Origin of the sequence: Lentzea pudingi (assembly GCF_014646255.1) — a bacterium.
Classification (GTDB): domain Bacteria; phylum Actinomycetota; class Actinomycetes; order Mycobacteriales; family Pseudonocardiaceae; genus Lentzea; species Lentzea pudingi.
The window spans coordinates 33914-49582 of record NZ_BMNC01000001.1 but is presented as its reverse complement, the minus strand read 5'-3'; the positions used below and the strand labels follow the sequence as shown (position 1 = coordinate 49582).

Below are 15669 nucleotides of genomic sequence, written 5' to 3'. Positions count from 1 at the left end.
CCCGCCCGTCCTGAAGATCAAACTACGATCAGCCCGGCTTCGATCTCCCGGACCACCGCCACGTCCCGTTCCAGCTGGCGCGGGTCGGTCGTCGCCAGCACCACCGATCCCAACGACGTCCCCAGGTCATCGGTGCGCGGCACCCTGGAACCCTCCCGATACGCCAGCGCATCGCTCCGGTAACTCGGCAGCAGCGAGGCCAGCTCGTCGAAACGCACTGAGTTGCCGAGCTCACCGGCCGCCGGTGACGACAGGTACACCGCCTTCACGTGCTGGCGCCGCTCGTACCGGCCGGCCGTCTCACCGTCGACGCGGTGCCGCACCATCCGCGTGATCTGGCTCTCCCCGGTGCCGAGCAACGTGAGCTCCTGCTGCTCCGCGCCCGCGAGCCGCGCACCGACCTCGATCAGCCGCGGCCCGTCGGGAGTCGTCATGACCTCCACGTGCGCGGGACCGTTGCGGACGCCGGTCGCGTCGAGCACCCGGCACACGTACTCGAACAGCGCGCCGACCACGGGCTCACCGGGCGCCACCAGCGTGTTCGACAGGTAGATGCCGAACCGGTCGCCGCGGCGCCCCTTGGCGTAGCGCCACACCGCGACCAGTTCGTGCTTCCCGTCGATCGAGTAGGTGTCGACCTCGTACTCGGTGCCCACCGCGAGTTCCCGCACGAGCACCTTGTCGTCGCGGACGTTCCGCTTGTTAACGCAGCCGAGGATCCAGTCGAACCCCACCCGCCAGTCGTCGCCGGGCATCGCCACGAACACGTCGTTCGCACCACCGCCGGCCTGCGGCTTCAGCACGATCGGCGAGTCCTCGAGGTGCTCCCGCCGGATCCAGGCGCCGACCTCGTCGACGGAGTCCGAGCTGATCTGACGCAGGTGCGGCACCTCGGCGGTGCGCAACGCGACGGCCATCTGCCACTTGTCGCGGCGGGCCGACGAGAGCGTCAGGACGTTCGACCGGCCCGGCGCGATGAGCTCCGACAGCGTCTCCGCGGCCTCGACACCGGTCTCGTCGCCCGGCACGACGGCGATCGGGTCGTGCGCGGCGAGCTTCGCGGCGAGTTCGTCCAGGTCGTGCAGCACGTGGATCTCGCGGAAGTCGTAGGGGTTCCAGGTCGACGTGAGCCCCGCGAGCGGTCTCTCGGTCGTCAGCACGGCGATCGCACTGACGCCGCGCCGCGCGAACGCGGGGGCGATGGCTCCGCCCGCCGAGAACGGATCCACCACCACGATGCTGCGTCCGGTCACCGTTGTCCTCCACGTTCGTGCCCGCGCTGAACGAGGAGGACAACCGCAGGGGCCTGAGCAGCCATTCCTGTCTCGATTGGGTCGAGACGCCCGTCACTCGAACCGCAACCTCTCCCGGACCGGCGCCGTGACGAGACAGCCGGAAGTCGCCCGCCAGAGCCTGCTCAGCCGGACGCGGAGATCGGTGCCGCCGGTCAGCGCCTGGGCCACGAACTGCAACCCGAGCAGTTCGGCCACTATCTGCTCGGCCGCGTGCCGCACGTTCACCTCCGGCCGCAGCTCGCCGTGTTCGCGCGCCAGCGACAGCAGGTCGCGCACCACGGTGACCCAGCCGATCACCTGCGCGGCGGCCGCGACGTCGAAGAACACCGCCTCCCGCAACAACTTCGCGCTCACCCGCACGGTCAGGTCGGTCTCGAGCCTGCTGACGAACTCGAACGACATCGCGATCAGCGCCTGCACCGGCGACGGCTCGACGGCGAGCACCTCGTCGCGCAACCGGTGCCACAGCAGCGACTGCTCCTCGATGATCGCGACGCCGAGCGCTTCCTTGGAACGGAAGTGGCAGTACAGCGCACCTTTCGACACATCAGCCCTGGAGCACACGGCGGTGAGGCTGGAACCGGCGAACCCTTCGCGGTCGAAGACCTCCGCGGCGGCCTGCAGCAGTCTCGTCCTCGTGTGCACGGCTCTCTCGCGTTGCGCGCTCATCACCCGGTCCGCGCCAGGCCGGTCGAGACGGCCGCGGCCAGCGTGTCGGGCATGTGCCAGTACTGCTCTATCTCTCCCAGGTGCACGGAGAGCACGGTGGTGAAGCGGGTCTCCACCGTCTCCCCGGTGGCCTGGACCCGCCAGCGCGCCGAACCGATCACGGCCGCGTCTCCTCCGTCGACGATCACCTGACGGGCCGATAGCTGCTCCAGGCCGTAGGTGGCGAACAAGGTCAGGAACTGGGCCTCGACCTCACGACGGGAGCGCGTGCCGAAAGTCCAGCGGGCGCCGTTCGGTTCGGGCGCCTCCCATTCCACGGCCGGTGCGCACAACCGCGCGATGCCCGGTGCGTCCTGCGCCGCGAGTCGCGCGAGGAACACCTGCACCACTTCCACCGTAGAGAACATTTCCCCACACTAACCAGCCGCTGGAAACGGGAGTGCGCACACCCCATTGGACCAGTTTGTTTCCTCCGAACATCCGATCAAGTGATTGCATAGGTGTCTGAACTTTCAACGACCGCCGGTATCACCGCAATGCACGGCACGAAACCATCGACTTTGAGGCACTGTGGATGTCGTCCCCCGTCATCGCAGTGAAACGGAGCAGAACCGTGCTCAAGGCAGCCCCCCAAGCCAGAGAGCACCTGGCCACCCCGCCGATCACGGCCCTGATTCCCCAGGCACGGCGCGAGCAGGGCCTCACCCAGCGGGAACTCGCGGACCTGTTGTGCGAGATCTCACAAAACGACAGCGTCACTCGTGAAGAAGTGTCGAGGTGGGAACGCGGCAAACGCATTCCCGGCCCCTACTGGCGCGCCTGGATCAGCGCGGCACTCGACGTGCCGCACGCGGAGGTCGACCGGGCGGCGGTCGCCGAACGCGAATACCGCAGGACCAAGACGGACGACCGTGCCGACCACCGGGTGAATACTTTGTGATAGTGAGCCGGCCATCGCAAGAATTGTCCTGAATTCGCTTTCGGCAACAACCTCCACTCAGGCCCGAAGCGAACTCGCAGACATCCGAGGCCGCACCTCACCGGCAGCGGACCTCAGCCGCAACCCGCACGCCGGCTTCGAGCAGCCGCTGACTCGAAGCCGGAGCCGGGGGCAGACATCGGCTCAATGGCCCTGGATCACTCCCGGACGAGGTGGGCTTGGAGGTCCTCCACGAACCGGCCGAGGAGCCGGCCGAACGTCTCCCTGTCCTCCTCGGACCAGTCGGCGACGGCCTCGGCGAACCAGCCGAGGACGGCTCCCAGATACCGTCCGGCCGCCCCGGCGCCCTTCTCCGTGAGCTCGACCAGGCGCGCACGCTGGTCGTCGGGGTCGGTGACGCGACGGACCAGGTCGGCGCGCTCCAGTTCGTGCAGGTGCCTCGTGACGTGCGGGCCGACGACCTGCATCCGTGCGGCGATCTCCCCCACCCGCAACGGCTGACCGGCCATGCGCAGGGTGATGAGCACGGTCAGGCCGGGCCGGTCGACCGGGATGCCGACCTGCTCCGCGGCCCGCTCGACGAGCCGGCTGCGGTTGAGCACGGTGCCCAGTTGCATCAGGTGCGGCACCATCGCCGCGGGGTCCAGCGCGCTCATCTCACACCTTACTTACCTAACTTAGGTATACGCTTGCCTCAGTCGCTCGCCACGGTAGCGATCATCGCGATCCGAAAAAGGATACCTAAGTTAGTTATCTGGAGGGAACCATGAGCTCAGTCCTGATCTCCGGCGCCAGCATCGCCGGCCCCGCGCTCGCGTTCTGGCTGCGCCGCCGCGGCTTCGACGTCACCGTCGTGGAGAAGTCCCACACCCTGCGCGGCGGCGGCTACCCGATCGACATCCGCGGCACGGCGCTGGGAGTCGTCGAGCGGATGGGCCTGCTCCCCCGCCTGCGCGAGGCCCACGTGGACACCCGCCGGATCACGTTCCTCGACGCGGGCGGCGCCCAGGTCGCGTCGATCAGGCCGGAGACGATCACCGGCGGGACCGGCAGCGACCTGGAGGTCCGGCGCGGCGACCTGGCCGAGATCCTCTACGACGTCGTGCGCGACGACGTGGAGTTCCTGTTCGACAACACCGTCGTCACGACGAACGAGCATCCGGACGGCGTGGACGTGACGTTCCGCAGCGGCCTCCAACGCACGTACGACCACGTGATCGGCGCCGACGGCCTGCACTCGGTGGTGCGCGAGCTGACCTTCGGGCCGGAGGAACAGTTCCACCGCTACCTCGGCTACTGCTTCGCGGGCTTCACGATGCCCAACCACCTCGGCCTCGAACAGGAAGCCCTGCTGTGGAACGAACCGGGCCGGGCCGCCGCGCTGTACGCCGTGGGCACGAACGAGACCGTGCACGGCTTCCTGAGCTTCACGCGCGCCGAGGCCCCGTTCGGCGCGTTCCGCGACCCGCAGGCCCAGCGCGACCTCGTGGCGTCGGTGTTCGCCGACGACGGCTGGGAGGTGCCGGGGATGGTCAAGGCGATGCACGAGACCGACGACCTGTTCTTCGACACGGTCAGCCAGATCCGCATGCCGCGCTGGTCGTCCGGCCGCGTCGTCCTGGTCGGGGACGCCGCCTACGCCCCGTCGTTCCTCACCGGGCAGGGGTCGAGTCTCGCGCTCGTCGGCGCCTACGTGCTGGCGGGCAACATGGGCGACTTCGGGGCGTACGAGCGCACGATCCGTCCGTTCGTCGAGGCGAACCAGGGCCTGGTCGACGTGGGCAACGCGGAGCTGTTCCCCGGCACCGCGGAAGCATTGGCCGCACGCAACGCCGCACTGCGTTCGCGCGAGACGATGCCCGCCGAGACCCGTCCCGAACACTCGGCGCTGACTCTGCCGGACCTCAGCTAGCGGCCATAAAGCACGGACAGGTTCTCCACAGGCGCCTCACAGGATCGAGCCCCAATCTGGGTCGCATGACGGACAACCACGACCGCGGCCTCCAGTTCGACCTCGCCACGCTCCTCGGGCGCAGGCGGGCGCTGACGCTGCTCGGCGGCGCAGGCCTCACGCTCGTGGCCTGCGCCCCGTCGACCACGACCAGCACCGCGACCACGACCACCACGTCCGCGGCGGACGGCTCACCGCTGGCGACCATCCCCGAGGAGACCGCCGGCCCGTACCCCGGCGACGGCTCCAACGGCCCGAACGCGTTGACGCAGAGCGGGATCGTGCGTTCGGACATCCGTTCCAGCTTCGGCTCCTCGACCCGCACGGCCGAGGGCGTGCGGCTGACGATCGACCTGACGGTGCAGGACGACGACGGCAAGCCGCTCACGGGCGCCGCCGTCTACCTGTGGCACTGCGACATCAACGGCGACTACTCGATGTACTCGGACCGCGTGAAAGGCGAGAACTTCCTGCGCGGCGTCCAGGAGACCGACGCGTCCGGGAAGCTGGAGTTCGTCAGCGTCTTCCCCGGCGCGTACGCGGGACGCTGGCCGCACATCCACTTCGAGGTCTACCCGAGCCTCGCCGAAGCGACCAGGGCCGGCAACAAGATCACGACCTCGCAGCTCGCGTTGCCCGAGACGACGTGCAAGGAGGTCTACGGCACGACCGGCTACACCCAGAGCGTGCGGAACATGTCGCGGACGACCCTCGAGCAGGACATGGTCTTCCGCGACGGCGTCGACCACCAGATGGCGACGATGTCGGGCGACGTCGCGTCCGGCTACACCGCCTCACTGATCTTCGCGGTGGAGGGCTAGCCACAGCTCCGCACGCAGGCCGGGCGAGTCGAGCGACCGTCGCAGCGCCTGCTCGGCCCTGCGCACCCGGTTGCGCAGCGTGTGCCGGTGCACGCCGAGCTCCGCGGCCGCCGGGTCCCAGGAACCGTGGTGGCGCAACCAGACCCGCAGCGTCTCGCGGGTCTCGGCGTCGAGCGGCCCGAGCAACGCCTCCGCGAACCCGTCCGGGACCTCGAGGGTGCCCGCGAGTTCCTCGAACCTCCGCACGCCCGCCTTCTTCGCCTGCTGGGCCTCGCGATAGCCGCGCGCGACCGCCGTGACGTCCACTTCGGACGATGCGAAGCCGTCGGACTCCCCTGCCAGCACGACGATCCGGCCTTCGTGCTGGGCCCAGAAGCCGTCGTCGGGTGGTTCGTCGACGAGGTGCACGCGGAACCGGTCCGGCAGGCCGTCGACGGGGATCCCGTTCAGCAGCAACAGGAACTGCCCGGCGCGAAGTTCTTTCCTCGCCGCGTCGACGGAATCGTGCTGGGCGAGCGCGAGGACGAGCAGCGACGCCGCCGTGTTGACGATCCCCGGATCGGGCCTGGCACTGCCGACCGCCAGCACTCCTCGGGCCCGGCTGCCGAGCACCTGGAGGAACACGTGCTCACCGTCGAGTTCGAACGCGATGCTGGCCAGACCGCCCGCGGTCCTCAGCCGGGCCAGCTCGGCGCTCAGGTCCGGGACCAGGCGGGGGTTGTGGGCGTGCACAGGCTGCCCGGCCGCGTCGAGGAGCACGGCCCAGCCGTCGATCCACTGGCCGAGCCTGCGCACCACCCCCTCGACACCGGCCCGGACCGCGGCCCTGGTGAGCGCGCGCTGGGCCTCGCTGGTCCTCGTCAGGGCGGCGTACTCGTCGGCGGCCAGGGCCTTCGACACCGCCTTGCTGATGGCGATGAACGGCACCTCGCGCGGCACCTCGACGAGCCCCAGGCCCGCCTCCTCCGCCGCCCGCACCAGAGAGGCCGGCACGACGTCGTGCCCCAGCCCGGTGCCGAAGCCGAGCCCGACGACCCCCGCGCGCACGAGCCGTTCGACGTAACCGTCCCGAATCGCACTGAGGCCCGTGGTCAGCAGCAGCTCACCGCCCTCCAGGAACGGCGTCGGGTCCTCCAACTCCGTCCCGTGCACCCACCCGACCGGCTTCGACACGTCCCCGGCCAGCACCGGCAGCGCCAGCTTCCCCGCGAGGTCCCGCACCGTGATGGGCATGTGCCACTTTGTACAACCAGCACGCCCCAGATCGCCATTTCAGATACTGCGCACCGCGCTGACCAGGGCCATGCTGAGCACATGACCCGACTGCGCACCGCGATCCCCGGTCCCAAGTCACTGGAGCTCCAGGCGCGGCGCAAGGGCGCCGTGGCCGCCGGGGTGGGCTCCACGCTGCCCGCCTACATCGACTCCGCCGACGACGGCCTGCTGATCGACGTCGACGGCAACCAGCTCATCGACCTCGGTTCCGGCATCGCCGTCACGAACGCCGGCAACCCCGCCCCCGCCGTCGCCGAGGCCGTGCACGCGCAGATCGACAGGTTCAGCCACACCTGCTTCATGATCACGCCGTACGAGAGCTACCTCGAGGTCTGCGAGCAGCTGAACGAGCTCACGCCGGGCGACCACGAGAAGCGCTCGGTGCTGTTCAACTCCGGCGCCGAGGCCGTCGAGAACGCGGTCAAGATCGCCCGGCACGTCACCGGCAGGCAGGCCGTCGTGGTGTTCGACCACGGCTACCACGGCCGCACGAACCTCACGATGGCGTTGACCGCCAAGAACATGCCGTACAAGCACAGGTTCGGCCCGTTCGCGCCCGAGGTCTACCGCGTGCCGACGTCCTACCCGCTGCACGACGGCCTCACCGGCCTGGACGCCGCGCGGCGGGCCATCGCCGCGATCGAGAAGCAGGTAGGCGCGGACAACACCGCCGCCGTGGTGATCGAGCCGATCCAGGGCGAGGGTGGCTTCATCACCCCCGCCGAGGGCTTCCTGCCGGCGATCGCGCAGTGGTGCCGGGAGCGCGGCGTGCTGTTCGTCGCCGACGAGATCCAGACCGGCTTCTGCCGCACCGGGTCGTGGTTCGCGCTCGACCACGAGGGCGTCGTCCCCGACCTGATCACCACGGCCAAGGGCATCGCGGGCGGGCTGCCGCTCGCCGCCGTCACCGGTCGCGCGGAGATCATGGACGCCGTGCACGTCGGCGGTCTCGGTGGCACGTACGGCGGCAACCCGGTGGCGTGCGCGGCGGCCCTGGGTGCGATCCGCACGATGCGCGAACGCGACCTCAACGCGTCCGCCCGCCGCATCGAGGAGACCGTCCTGACCCGGCTCCGGGCGATCGCGGAAAAGACCGACGTCATCGCCGACGTCCGCGGCCGTGGCGCGATGCTCGCCATCGAGTTCACCGAACGCACGCCCGACGTCGCCGCGCGCGTCGCGAAGGCGTGCCACGAACAGGGTGTCGTCGTGCTGACGTGCGGCACCTACGGCAACGTGATCCGTCTGCTGCCCCCGCTGGTCATCCCGGACGACCTGCTCGCCGAAGGACTCGACGTGCTCGAAGGAGCTCTGCTCGCATGATTCCCTTCCACACTCCCGAAGACGTCGAGAACGCCGTCACGAAGGCCGTCGCCGTCGCGCCCGAACTCGCCGCACTGCCCGCGCACCGCCGTGCGTCCGCTTTGGACCACGTCTCACGCCGCCTGGCCGAACGCGCGGAGGAGTTCGCGCAGGCCATCAACGACGACTCGGGCAAGCCGCTGAAGTGGGCGCGCATCGAGGTGACCCGTGCGATCTCCACGTTCCGCTGGGCCTCGGAGGAGGCTCGCCGCTTCTCCGGTGAACTGCAGCGCCTCGACACCGACCCGTCCGCCGAGGGCCGTCTCGCGCTGGTCCGCCGGGTCCCGCGCGGCCCGGTGCTGGGCATCGCGCCGTTCAACTTCCCGCTGAACCTGGTGGCGCACAAGGTCGCCCCGGCACTGGCCGTCGGCGCCCCCATCGTGCTCAAGCCCGCGCCGTCCACACCGAAGGCCGCGTTCCTGCTCGGCGACCTGCTGGCGGAGACCGACCTGCCCGGCGGCGCGTTCTCGGTCCTGCACCTGTCCAATGAGGACACCGCCGCGCTGGTCGAGGACCCGCGCCTGCCGGTGGTCTCGTTCACCGGCTCCGGCCCGGTCGGCTGGGGCATCAAGGACCGGGTGCCGCGCAAGCACGTCACCCTGGAACTGGGCGGCAACGCGGCCGCGATCGTCGCCCCCGACTGGCAGGACCTCGAGTTCGCGGCACAGCGCATCGCCACGTTCGCGATGTACCAGGCGGGCCAGTCGTGCATCTCGGTGCAGCGCGTCTACGTGCACACCGACCTGTACGACGCGGTCTCGGAAGCCGTTGTGCGGCACGTGAACAAGCTCGACGTGGCCGGCGACGTGGGCCCGTTGATCAACGACGCCGCGGCCGACCGCGTGGAGGCCTGGGTACAGGAGGCCGGTGCCACCGTCCTCACCGGCGGCACCCGCGACGGCCGCACCTACGCCCCCACCGTCCTGACCGACGTGGCGGAGGGCTCGAAGGTCGACGCCGAGGAGGTCTTCGGCCCGGTCGTGACGCTGACGAGGGTGGACAGCGTCGAGGAGGCGTTCGACCGCGTCAACGCCTCCCGGTACGGCCTCCAGGCAGGCCTGTTCACCACCGACGTACGACTGGCTTTCCGCGCCGCGCAACGACTCCAGGTGGGCGGCGTGATCGTGGGCGACGTGCCGAGCTACCGGGCGGACCAGATGCCGTACGGCGGCGTGAAGGAGTCCGGCACCGGCCGCGAGGGCCTGCGAGCGGCCATGGACGACCTCACCGAACAACGAGTCCTGGTCCTCACCGGCCTGGAGTTGTGACCAGGTCTACTTGACCTTGACTGCGATGATGTGCGCGTGGCCGTCACGATCAGGGATGTAGCTCGCCAGGCGCAGGTCTCCGTCTCGACGGTCTCGCGCGCCCTGAGCGCACCGGGCCTGGTCAAGGAAACCACCCGGCAACGGGTCCTGGAAATCGTGGCGCGCCTCGGCTACCAGCCGAACAGAGCGGCCCGCAGCCTGATCACCGGCAGGACCGGAAACCTCGGCATCGTGGTGCCCGACCTCCTCAACCCGTTCTTCCCCTCCGTCCTGCGAGGGGTGCAGACGAGGGCGGGCGAGGCGGGCACCTCGGTGTTCTTCTGCGACAGCAGGGAAGACGCGGACACCGAGGCCGAGCTGGTCCGCACGATGGCAGCCCAGGTGGACGGCGTGGTGCTCTGCGCGTCCCTGCTGTCCGACGAAACGATCGTGGACCTGGCGGCCCTGACCCCGCTGGTCCTGATCAACAGGATCGTCCCAGGCGTCTCGTCGGTCCTGATGGACAGCGCCAACGGCATGGACCAAATGGTCACCCACCTGGAATCCCTGGGCCACAAGAACTACGTCTACTTGGGCGGCCCAGCCGCAGCCTGGTCGAACAACCGCAGGATGCAGGGCCTCGCAGACCGGGCACACCTGCTCGGCTCGTTCGACCCGAACTTCAACGGCGGCTACAAGGCGGCAGAACAAGCACTCAAAACCGGCGCAACGGCGTTCATCGCCTACAACGACCTGATGGCCCTGGGCGCACTGGCCCACCTGGCAGCGAACAACGTCAAGGTGCCGGACGAGATCAGCGTGACCGGCTTCGACGACATCCTCTACGCGACGATGTGCTCCCCAGCCCTGACGACGGTCCACATGCCGACCGAAACAGCAGGCGAGGCAGCGGTGGACCTCCTGGCCACCCTCCTAGACGGCGGCCCGGCAGAACACCGCGAACTCCCCACAACTCTCGTGCCCCGATCGAGCACGGCACCCCCGCCGCAGGCCTGACCGACGCCACACCGTGGGAGATCCTGCCCGCCGACAGTTCGGTAGAACGGACCTCGTCACCACGGCCATTCACGCCCGAGGCGCTTTACCCTCGCGAACGAACAAGGGCGAACAAACCCACTCAGCCACCGGGGAGCCACTTCGGGACGGCTCCCCAACGCGGCCAGCAGAGCACTCCTAGTCGTACCCGCGAACGTGGCCATCCTCGTCGGCGAGATTCTCGTACCCGTCCATGCCAAGCTCCTTCCAAGGTGTCCGACCCATAAACCGTAGAGCCTCAGACGCCTCCTGTGGAGTGAATTTGCAACGCAACCGGGCTATCCCTCACAACCCGGAGGTCACGCAGAGGCTCCAGGCCATCAGCCACGCCGTGACCTGCATCAGCCAACCCCCCTCTCCCTCGATTCCGAAGTGTCAAGAACACCGCAAGAATGGGCAAGAACCTCCAAAGCAGGCAAGCCCCCGATCAATCGATACAGTGATCGTGAAAGCCCCGGACAACTGGTACGCGGAATCAAGCAGTACGCACAAAGAGACGACCTCCCGCCAGCCGGATCACGCGATGCCGCAGGCGAGCAGTCCGTCTTTCGTCTTTAGCAAGCGCACTGGGCGGTGGGGTCCCATCACGAGTCGCGCCATAGCACTTGCTGCATGCCTGGAGGGGTGTCAAGCGGACACGCTTTTCGTCCGCTTGACACCCCTCCAGGCATGTGGCCCGCTCTTGGCTCGGCTCGTGATGGGACCCCACCGCCGACGCCACCACACAACTCAACCGGCAGCCGCCCTAAGCAACAGGCGTGCCATCTACCCGCTCGTGGCGCGGGCCCCCCTGATCAGATTGCCGGGGGTCTGGGGGCAGAGCCCCCAGGGGAAGCACGCAAGGAGACCGGGCCGCCCGCAAGGCAACCACCCGCCAGGCCGCGTACCGCAAGGCACCCACCAGACCCGCTCACCGAAGCCCAGAACTCTCCGTAACAGCCCTCAAACCCGCCACCACAGCCGAAAACGGAGGCAAGAACGGCCGCCCACCAACGTCCCCCAACCACCGAACCCCACCCCCACCGATCCGAGAGGGAGGCAACGGCACCAACGTCCCCAACCGATGGGTCAACGCCCCCCGAGCCCGCAACCGGATCAAATTGACCTGAGAAGCCTCATCAGCAGACTCGGTAAGCAACAACCACCGCCCCGCCATGCCCCCAACACCAGGCAACACCACCACCGGCCCCCCAAGCATCCGCAAGGACAGGAAGCGCTGCACCTCCCCACCAACCCCAGCAGCCATCTCCACAGCGGACACCGAGTGATCAGTGGTCAGCAACAACCGGTTCTCCGACCGCAACACCAACCACCCCCACTCCGAGAACCGCTCGATAGCCCCGGAAAAGGTGTCAAGCCGCGGCAGAGTTCCAGCAGGCAAGGCCCCAGCAGGCAGGGTTTGGGCAGGCAGTCCCCCGGAAGGCAGTACTCCCTCAGGCGAGTTCATGGATCTCACCCTCACTAACGTCAGCTCGGTGTAACTCCGATCACACGATTTGACTCTCCGCCGCCATGAACTCACTATCGGCCCGCCAGCGGCACACTTGAACGGGGCTCGAGAGCGTGACTCACCTGCGGGAACGGCATGTAACCATGATCGCGCTGGGAGGCGTGATCGGAGCGGGCCTCTTCGTGGGCACTGGCGCCGGCATAGCCCTGGCAGGCCCGGCAGTGCTGATCTCCTTCGCCCTGGCCGGAACCCTGGCCCTGCTGATCCTCCGCATGCTGGGAGAAATGGCGGCCGAACACCCCAGCGGCGGCGCCTTCTCGGTGCACGCGGAAAAGGCGATCGGCCCGTGGGCGGGCTTCACGGTCGGCTGGACCTACTGGGCAGCGGTAGGCGTAGTCCTAGCAGTAGAAGCAACAGGCGCAGCCAAGATCGCGTCAGGCTGGGCACCAGCGGTCCCGCAATGGACCTGGGTCCTGATCTTCATGACCGCGCTCACCGCCGTGAACCTCACCAACGTCCGCAACTTCGGCGAGTTCGAGTTCTGGTTCGCAGGCCTCAAAGTAGCCGCGATCGTCCTCTTCCTGGCCCTGGGCGCAGCGGCCATCGCAGGCCTGCTCCCGAACGTCGACTCCCCCGGCACCAGCAACCTCAGCGACTTCCTCCCCAACGGCTGGTCAGGCGTGATCGCCGGGTTCATGGCCGTGGTGTTCGCGTTCGGCGGCCTGGAGGTCGTCACGATCGCCGCCGCCGATGCGGAAGACCCCAGGCACGCCATCAAAAAAGCAGTCCGGACGTCCATGACCCGGCTGCTCGTCTTCTACCTCGGCTCGATGGCCGTAGTCGTGACACTCCTGCCGTGGAACGACTCCGAGGTAGGCGCCAGCCCGTACGTCGCGGTCCTCGACAAGATCGGGATCCCGGCGGCCGCTCAGATCATGAACGTCGTCATCTTCGTGGCGCTGCTGAGCGCCATCAACGCCACCCTCTACGGCGCCGCGCGCATGCTGAGCTCGCTGGCCGAACGCGGCGAGGCACCGAAAGCCTTGCTGCACAAGAAGAACGGCGTGCCGCGCAACGCGGTGCTGGCGTCCACGGCGTTCGGCTTCTTCTCCGTGCTCCTCAACTACCTGTGGCCGGACACGGTGTTCCTGCTGCTGCTCAACGCGGTGGGCTCAGCACTGCTGGTCGTCTGGGCGTTCATCGCCGTCTCGCAGATCCGGTTGCGCCGCACCACGACGAACCCCGCGGTTCCCATGTGGGGTCACCCGTACCTGTCCTGGCTGGCGCTGGCGGCGATCGCCGCGATCATCGTGCTGATGCTCAGCGACGAGCAGGCCCGCGGGCAGATCCTGTCCACGGGCGTGCTCGTCGCCGTCATCGCCGCGGTGGCGCTCAGCAGGTCGGCGCTGCGCCTGCGCGGCCACGACCGGACGCGGTGATCAGCCGGTGACGTTCTTCAACCGGTAGGGCTTGTACTTGGTGTTCTTCAGGCCGTACGTGAGCACGCGGTGGTCGGTGCCGTGGCTGCCGCGCTGCTCGTAGGCCATGTACTGCGACTTGTCCGCCTTCGTCCACTTCTCGAAGATCACGACGTGGCGGAAGTCGTCGCCGGGCTCGTCGACCGGGTCGATGAAAAGATCACCGGGCTTCAGGTCCGCGATCTTGATGGGCGTCGTGTACTTGCTGGTCGCGAGAGCGACCGTGTTCGGCCCGCCCTTGGGATTCGCGTTGCCCAGGGTCGCGGCCATCGAAACGAAGCCCGAACAATCCTGCCGGTACCCGTCCTTCCAGTACTTCGACATGCTGTACGGCACCTGCTTGCCGTTGTTCGCGGTCAGCCAGACAGCCGCCCGCTTGAGCAGGTTGGCCCTGCTGATCTGCGCTTCTGCCGTTGCGGACGCCGCCGGAGCACCAACGAGGGTGAACGCGAACAACGCAGCGATCACAGCTGAAATGAATTTCACCGTTTCCCCCTGCATCGAGAAGAGCGAATCTCGCGGCTCCACCGGAGCACGGGGCGGGAAGCGAAGTCAAGGATCGTTCCGGGAATTGCCGGAGTTCTCCGACTTTAGTGTTAACCCGCTCAAGCCGAAGGCCCCACCATCGGGGGAACTAAGCCGATCGGCTTTGCGGAGTCAGCACTTCGTTGATGGAATCGAGCGAGATCCCGAGCGCACCCGCGAGCGCGGCGATGGTGAAGAACGACGGCGTGGGGGCGCGTCCCGTCTCGATCTTGCGCACGGTCTCGGCGGACAGGCCGGCGCGGGCCGCGATCTCGACCATGCTCTCGTCGCCGCGGGCGTCCCGCAGCATCTGACCGAGCCGCCTGCCGCGCTCCCGTTCCAGTGACGTCAGGGGGATGCGCACCATGCCTGCGGATTCTACGCGAAACAGGCGCCCGAGGTGACGTGAGAAAAGTCCGTTGCGAGGCCCGGCGATCCCGACGTAGGTTCGCAGTACACACGAGAGGAGGTGGTCCGAAGTTGTACAGCAACAGGACTCGTGAGGTGGCTGTCCGATAGGACCGCCTTGTGGTGACGCCTAGTCGTAAACCCAGGCAGCCACCCGACCCCCGGACTTCGAGCGCTGGTCCCGCTCGACCTGCGCTGCAGGAGTCGTCCGGGGGTTGTCCCGTTTCAGGACTGCTTCCGCACGGCAACGCCCTGAGCGGCTAGGACTTCTGCACGGCCTTCAGATCGGCCACGAAAGCGTCGAACGCCTCGGTGAAGTTCTCCGCCCGCACCACGGACGACGGGTGCACCGTCACCCCGACCCGCAGGCCCTCGTGCTCCAGCACCTCGCCGCGGTGCTCGGTCAGCTTGAACGACGGCCCCAGCACCGCCTTGGCCGCGACGGCCCCCAGCACGACCACGATCCGGGGCTGCACCACCCGGATCTCCTCGCGCAGCCACGGGAAGCACGCCACGACCTCACCACGCCGAGGCGTCTGGTGGATCCGGCGCTTCCCCCGTTCGGTGAACCGGAAGTGCTTCACCGCGTTCGTCAGGTACGTCTTCGAACGATCCACGCCCGCGGCCTCGAACGCCTTGTCCAGCAACCGCCCGGCCGGGCCCACGAACACGTGACCGTCGGTGTCCTCGCGATCACCGGGACACTCGCCCACCATCATCAACCGCGCCGGTACGGGCCCCTCGCCGAACACGGTCTGCGTGGCGTCCTGGAACAGGTCGCACCCGCGACAACCCTTCGACGCAGCATGAAGCGCCGCCCAGCTCTTCCCCTCGGGGACGAACTGGGCGGCGCCCGCAACCTTCTTACTTGGCTGACTTGAAGGCATCCTTGACCTTCTCGCCGGCCTGCTTGAGTGAGCCCTTGGCGCGCTCGGCGCGGCCCTCGGCCTGCCACTGCTCGTTGTCGGTGGCGTCGCCGACGGCTTCCTTCGCGCGGCCCTTGAGCTCTTCCGCCTTGTTCTCGAACTTCTCATCGGCACCCATGCAACACGGTTACCCGGCGAGCACCGCCCGAAACAGTTGATAAGGTGATCACTCGCGGTTGAGAACCCAGCCGCAAGCCGATGTGACGGCTTGCTCTGGGTGTGCCCGCCCTTCGCAATGCAGCTCCAGAGCCCGTCGTCACACCGGC

The 15669-nt window shown here is 68.4% G+C and carries 15 protein-coding genes and 1 pseudogene; 7 read left to right on the top strand and 9 right to left on the bottom strand.

Annotated elements, in window-relative coordinates; genetic code table 11:
- Window positions 1-17: 17 nt before the first annotated feature.
- The 3 genes from IEY88_RS00240 to IEY88_RS00230 all read right to left on the bottom strand — a co-directional run bounded on the left by IEY88_RS00240 (window position 18) and on the right by IEY88_RS00230 (window position 2371).
- Entirely contained in the window at window positions 18-1253 is a 1236-nt protein-coding gene (locus IEY88_RS00240) for an ATP-grasp domain-containing protein (RefSeq protein ID WP_189152504.1), read from the bottom strand.
- Window positions 1254-1346: 93 nt separating this feature from the next.
- Complete coding sequence (locus tag IEY88_RS00235) at window positions 1347-1964, bottom strand: ScbR family autoregulator-binding transcription factor (RefSeq protein ID WP_189152503.1); 618 nt, start codon at window positions 1962-1964, stop codon at window positions 1347-1349.
- The gene (locus IEY88_RS00230) at window positions 1964-2371 is read right to left on the bottom strand and encodes a nuclear transport factor 2 family protein (protein ID WP_189152502.1); all 408 of its coding nucleotides are present in this window, start codon (window positions 2369-2371) and stop codon (window positions 1964-1966) included. The genes IEY88_RS00235 and IEY88_RS00230 overlap by 1 nt, the downstream gene beginning before the upstream one ends.
- Before the next feature lie 206 nt (window positions 2372-2577).
- Between IEY88_RS00230 and IEY88_RS00225 the strand changes: the two genes are divergently transcribed.
- A complete protein-coding gene (locus tag IEY88_RS00225) occupies window positions 2578-2904 on the top strand; it encodes a helix-turn-helix transcriptional regulator (protein WP_229692962.1) in 327 nt (108 codons plus the stop codon).
- A 197-nt stretch (window positions 2905-3101) separates the two neighbouring features.
- Here IEY88_RS00225 and IEY88_RS00220 read toward each other — a convergent pair whose 3' ends face one another.
- Entirely contained in the window at window positions 3102-3560 is a 459-nt protein-coding gene (locus IEY88_RS00220; RefSeq protein WP_229692961.1) for a MarR family winged helix-turn-helix transcriptional regulator, read from the bottom strand.
- Window positions 3561-3670: 110 nt separating this feature from the next.
- On the opposite strand from IEY88_RS00220, the gene IEY88_RS00215 reads away from it, so the two are divergent.
- Both IEY88_RS00215 and IEY88_RS00210 read left to right on the top strand, forming a co-directional pair.
- Window positions 3671-4816 carry an FAD-dependent monooxygenase gene (locus IEY88_RS00215; protein ID WP_189152500.1) on the top strand — a complete coding sequence of 382 codons (1146 nt, stop codon included), beginning with the start codon at window positions 3671-3673 and terminating at the stop codon, window positions 4814-4816.
- 65 nt (window positions 4817-4881) lie between these two features.
- Window positions 4882-5676 (top strand): intradiol ring-cleavage dioxygenase, encoded by a 795-nt coding sequence (locus IEY88_RS00210; protein WP_189152499.1) that lies wholly within the window; start codon window positions 4882-4884, stop codon window positions 5674-5676.
- Here the strand turns inward: IEY88_RS00210 and IEY88_RS00205 are convergent.
- Complete coding sequence (locus tag IEY88_RS00205; protein WP_189152498.1) at window positions 5650-6909, bottom strand: PucR family transcriptional regulator; 1260 nt, start codon at window positions 6907-6909, stop codon at window positions 5650-5652. The two genes, IEY88_RS00210 and IEY88_RS00205, sit on opposite strands and share 27 nt — an antisense overlap.
- A gap of 81 nt (window positions 6910-6990) precedes the next feature.
- Between IEY88_RS00205 and gabT the strand changes: the two genes are divergently transcribed.
- From gabT to IEY88_RS00185, 4 genes and pseudogenes are all read left to right on the top strand, one after another.
- Window positions 6991-8274, top strand: coding sequence for a 4-aminobutyrate--2-oxoglutarate transaminase (gabT, locus tag IEY88_RS00200; protein ID WP_189152497.1), 1284 nt, complete (start codon window positions 6991-6993; stop codon window positions 8272-8274).
- A 14-nt stretch (window positions 8275-8288) separates the two neighbouring features.
- Window positions 8289-9581: pseudogene (locus IEY88_RS00195) on the top strand (aldehyde dehydrogenase family protein); the annotation flags it as partial.
- Window positions 9582-9617: 36 nt separating this feature from the next.
- Window positions 9618-10577 carry a LacI family DNA-binding transcriptional regulator gene (locus IEY88_RS00190; RefSeq protein ID WP_189152495.1) on the top strand — a complete coding sequence of 320 codons (960 nt, stop codon included), beginning with the start codon at window positions 9618-9620 and terminating at the stop codon, window positions 10575-10577.
- A 1632-nt stretch (window positions 10578-12209) separates the two neighbouring features.
- On the top strand, window positions 12210-13505 hold the full coding sequence (locus tag IEY88_RS00185) for an amino acid permease (protein ID WP_189152494.1): 1296 nt from the start codon (window positions 12210-12212) through the stop codon (window positions 13503-13505).
- On the opposite strand, the gene IEY88_RS00180 is transcribed toward IEY88_RS00185, so the two are convergent.
- The 4 genes from IEY88_RS00180 to IEY88_RS00165 form a co-directional block, all read right to left on the bottom strand.
- Window positions 13506-14012 (bottom strand): hypothetical protein, encoded by a 507-nt coding sequence (locus IEY88_RS00180; protein ID WP_229692960.1) that lies wholly within the window; start codon window positions 14010-14012, stop codon window positions 13506-13508.
- A gap of 166 nt (window positions 14013-14178) precedes the next feature.
- Window positions 14179-14436, bottom strand: a complete 258-nt coding sequence (locus tag IEY88_RS00175) for a helix-turn-helix domain-containing protein (protein ID WP_189152492.1) — start codon at window positions 14434-14436, stop codon at window positions 14179-14181.
- Between the two features lie 301 nt (window positions 14437-14737).
- Window positions 14738-15364 (bottom strand): UdgX family uracil-DNA binding protein, encoded by a 627-nt coding sequence (locus tag IEY88_RS00170; RefSeq protein ID WP_189152491.1) that lies wholly within the window; start codon window positions 15362-15364, stop codon window positions 14738-14740.
- Complete coding sequence (locus IEY88_RS00165) at window positions 15342-15521, bottom strand: CsbD family protein (protein ID WP_189152490.1); 180 nt, start codon at window positions 15519-15521, stop codon at window positions 15342-15344. Before IEY88_RS00165 ends, IEY88_RS00170 begins: the two co-directional genes overlap by 23 nt.
- Window positions 15522-15669 lie beyond the last annotated feature (148 nt).